The organism is Streptomyces sp. NPDC054783 (genome assembly GCF_053611725.1).
The window spans coordinates 1-2,889 of the sequence record NZ_JBSHAY010000032.1 but is presented as its reverse complement, the minus strand read 5'-3'; the positions used below and the strand labels follow the sequence as shown (position 1 = coordinate 2,889).

The 2,889-nt window shown below is 70.9% G+C and carries 4 protein-coding genes and 1 riboswitch; of the genes, 3 read left to right on the top strand and 1 reads right to left on the bottom strand.

All coding sequences use genetic code 11. The features are described from left to right. Positions 1-112: 112 nt before the first annotated feature. Positions 113-877 (bottom strand): alpha/beta hydrolase, encoded by a 765-nt coding sequence (locus ACWGJ5_RS37150; protein WP_453314036.1) that lies wholly within the window; start codon positions 875-877, stop codon positions 113-115. A 286-nt stretch (positions 878-1,163) separates the two neighbouring features. Between ACWGJ5_RS37150 and ACWGJ5_RS37145 the strand changes: the two genes are divergently transcribed. The 3 genes from ACWGJ5_RS37145 to ACWGJ5_RS37135 all read left to right on the top strand — a co-directional run bounded on the left by ACWGJ5_RS37145 (position 1,164) and on the right by ACWGJ5_RS37135 (position 2,843). Beyond that, positions 1,164-1,577 carry a (2Fe-2S) ferredoxin domain-containing protein gene (locus ACWGJ5_RS37145; protein WP_453314035.1) on the top strand — a complete coding sequence of 138 codons (414 nt, stop codon included), beginning with the start codon at positions 1,164-1,166 and terminating at the stop codon, positions 1,575-1,577. Between the two features lie 96 nt (positions 1,578-1,673). Beyond that, positions 1,674-1,811: riboswitch (cobalamin riboswitch) on the top strand. Positions 1,812-1,847: 36 nt separating this feature from the next. Further along, positions 1,848-2,069 carry a CbtB domain-containing protein gene (locus tag ACWGJ5_RS37140; protein ID WP_191875862.1) on the top strand — a complete coding sequence of 74 codons (222 nt, stop codon included), beginning with the start codon at positions 1,848-1,850 and terminating at the stop codon, positions 2,067-2,069. A gap of 21 nt (positions 2,070-2,090) precedes the next feature. Beyond that, positions 2,091-2,843, top strand: coding sequence for a CbtA family protein (locus ACWGJ5_RS37135; protein WP_453314034.1), 753 nt, complete (start codon positions 2,091-2,093; stop codon positions 2,841-2,843). Positions 2,844-2,889: the final 46 nt, after the last annotated feature.

Here is a 2,889-nt window from a genome sequence, read left to right as displayed (position 1 = left end):
GGGCTAAGAGGCGGGCGTACCCCCCCCCCGGCTGGCTCCCCACCCCCGGCCCCCGCCCCGGGGCGGGGGGGGGGGCGCCCCCCGGGCCGGCGGGGCGCCCCCACGGCTCATGTCAGGCCGGCACGGCGGCCGTTCGGCCGAGATGCCGGGCGAAGAACCGCACCGCGCTGGCGGCCTCGAACCGGGGGAGCTCCTTGTGCCTGCCCGCGTTGGCGTGCAGGGTCTTCTCCTGCGAGGCGAAGGCGTCGAAGAGCGCCAGACCGGCCTCGCGCGGGATGTGCTCGTCGTCCCACTGCATGTCGTACTCGATCGGGATGGTGATCTGCTTCGCCTGCTCCGCCAGGACGTCGGGCCAGTGCTGACCGAAGACCGCGGCGGTGATCCTGGGTTCGATCGCCACCAGCGGCACGCCGATCGCGGTGCCCATGTTGATGCCGAAGTAGCCGACGGGCCCGTCGGCGCCGATTTCCGGAAGTTCCTGGAGGGCGTCCAGGGTCGCCTGCCATTCGGGTACGGCGAGCTCCGCCAGGTGGGCGTTGTAGCGGACGACGACCGGGCCTTCCGGCTCGCCCGCCGCCCTCACCCGGAACAGCTCGGCGATCTCCTGCTCGTCGTGTGCCGTGCGCGGCCGGTCGCCGTGACCGGGTGCGTCGATGCAGGCGACGTGGAAGCCGCAGCCGCTCACCAGGAGCTGCGCACGCCCCGCCATCGCGGGATGCTTCTTGTGGTTGCCGCCGCCGTGGCCCATCAGGACCAGGGGCGCACGGTCCGCGCCGGATGCGGGCGACCACAGGACACCGGGGACCTCGCCCACGGTGAAGTCGCGTTCGATCAGGCCGTTGGCGGACGACTCGGCGATGAACTGCAGAGATTTCATGGTGTGTTGCCTTTCGGGAGTGCCTTGTTCTCCAGGCGCTCCCGGCGACACCTACGTCGATCGCCCGACCGTGACGACGAGGGGGAGCACCCATACGGATACAGCGTTCATGGGTCTCACCTCCTCGGGCGGGTTCACGGTCGACTGCAAGCTACCAGATCGATGATCAGCCCGCCCAACCCTTTTTCCCGCCACCTGCACAGTCGAACACGCCCTCGGCGACCGGCTGTTCTCCGCCGTGGAATCATGACCGGCGACACAAGGCGACGGCAGGGAGTGACGCGGCGTGCCCGAGAGGCCGGCGGAAGAGGCGTCGGACGACGCCGCGGCGGAGAGCGGTGCGGCACCGTGCCGGGTCGTCCTGTGCCGGGACTGCTGCTGTGGCAGTCCCAAGGTGACCGGGGTCGATCACGCGGCGCAGACCGCGCGTCTGCGGGCGGAGGTGCCGGTGCGCATCTCCGACTGCCTCGACGTGTGCGACCAGGCCAACGTCGTCGTCGTACAGCCGTCCGCCGCGGGCCGGGCCGCCGGCGCGCGGCCGGTCTGGCTCGGGCTCGTCAACGACCCTGACGCGACCGAGGACATCGTCGCCTGGGTGCGCGCCGGCGGCCCCGGCGTGGCCCCCGTGCCGGACATCCTCGACCTGTACGCCTTCGCCCCACCGCGCCGCCGCACGGATTCCCGCTCACCGGGCGCGTGATCCCGCCGGGCGTTCACCGCCGACCCACCGGTTTCGTACCGTCCCACCTGGTGGGAGAGGAAGATCACTTGGGAGGGAGGCGGTCTTGGCCATGCGCGCGTCACGCGGTACGGTCGGTCCGATATCGATGACGGCGAAACGGAAGCCGGTGGAAATCCGGCACGGTCGCGCCACTGTGTGCGGGACCCTCAGGGGCTCGTGAGTCAGACCCGTGGCCGTCGTCCTGTGCACCACCGAGATGGGACGCGAACTCCCAGAGGAGGTCCTGCCATGGCGCAGACCGTCGCCCAGCCGACAGCCACCACCCCCGTCGTTCCCGCCAAACTGCCGCTGAAGGCGATTGCTCCCTGGGCGGTCTTCTTCGGCATCCTCATGCTGGTCCTGCTCTACTTCGTCGGCGCCGAGCAGGGCGCCACCTCCGTGTTCAACGGCACGGACGTCCACGAGTGGGTGCACGACGCCCGCCACCTGCTGGGCTTCCCCTGCCACTGACGCAGGAACACCACCGCGCCCATGAACTCCGCAACCGTACGGAACCTTCTCGTCCGGGGCATGCTCGCCGGTCTCGCGGCCGGTGTGCTCGCCCTGGTCGTGGCGTACGTCCTCGGTGAGCCGAACGTCGACAAGGCGATCAGCTTCGAGGAGGCCCACTCCCACGAGCACGAGATGGAGGTCGTCTCCCGCTCCCTGCAGTCGACCGCCGGCCTCGCCACCGGTGTCCTCGTCTACGGGGTCGCCTTCGGCGGCATCGCCGCGCTCGCCTTCGGCTTCGCCCTCGGCCGCGTGGGCCGCTTCGGCCCGCGCGCCACGGCGCTGCTGCTGTCGGGCTGTGCGCTGCTCGCCGTGTACGTCGTGCCGTTCCTGAAGTACCCCGCCAACCCGCCGTCGATCGGCAACCCCGACACCATCGGCAAGCGGACCACCCTGTACTTCCTGATGATGCTGCTCAGCGTCCTGCTGGCGGTCGCCGTCACCATCCTGGGCAAGCGGCTCACCCCGCGCCTTGGCACCTGGTGGGCCACGGTGGCCGCGGTGGTCGCGTTCACCGTCCTGATCGGCCTGGCCTACCAGTTCCTGCCCGTCGTCAACGAGGTGCCCAAGGGTTTCCCGGCCACGCTGCTGTGGCGGTTCCGGCTCTCGGCACTGGCGATCCAGACGACTTTGTGGGCCGGATTCGGCCTCGTCTTCGGTGAGTTGGCCGAGCGGCTGCTCAACCCCAAGCCGGCGACGGCCGCGAACGGGCGAGCGGTTCCGGCCGCGCGCTGACCCCTTCTGTACGGCAGAGGGCCCGACGGAACGATCCGTCGGGCCC

Coding starts and splice junctions, on each gene's coding strand:
- ACWGJ5_RS37150 (WP_453314036.1), bottom strand. CDS start 877: ATGAAATCTCTGCAGTTCATCGCCGAGTCGTCCGCCAACGGCCTGATC.
- ACWGJ5_RS37140 (WP_191875862.1), top strand. CDS start 1,848: ATGGCGCAGACCGTCGCCCAGCCGACAGCCACCACCCCCGTCGTTCCC.
- ACWGJ5_RS37135 (WP_453314034.1), top strand. CDS start 2,091: ATGAACTCCGCAACCGTACGGAACCTTCTCGTCCGGGGCATGCTCGCC.